Genomic DNA, 293 nt, shown 5'->3' with positions numbered 1-293 from the left:
CGTAAAACAGGTCGTGTTGTGAAAATTTGAGAGACTCGAACACACCGTCTTTCCTTTCTTATTACGGAGAAAGGAAACAGTGTGTCGTTTCAATTTTCAGCTTGATCCAGATTTTTAAAGAGCAAAATTTCACAATGCACTTAACAGTACATTTTGAAATTTATCATTCATCAGACAATCTGTGTGGACACTACAAAGGCAGGTTCTTTAGGTAAGGAGGTGATCCAACCGCAGGTTCCCCTACGGTTACCTTGTTACGACTTCACCCCAGTCATGAATCACAAAGTGGTAAG

General features: G+C 40.3%; 1 rRNA gene. It reads right to left on the bottom strand.

Going from position 1 to position 293, the window contains the following annotated elements:
• Positions 1-212 precede the first annotated feature (212 nt).
• Positions 213-293 (bottom strand): 16S ribosomal RNA (locus GVK32_RS28785); the annotation flags it as partial.

It is taken from the genome of Klebsiella sp. 18074, assembly GCF_902705905.1.
Lineage (GTDB): Bacteria > Pseudomonadota > Gammaproteobacteria > Enterobacterales > Enterobacteriaceae > Klebsiella > Klebsiella terrigena.
The sequence above is the reverse complement of the archived record's forward strand: the minus strand, read 5'-3'. Positions and strand labels throughout refer to the sequence as shown.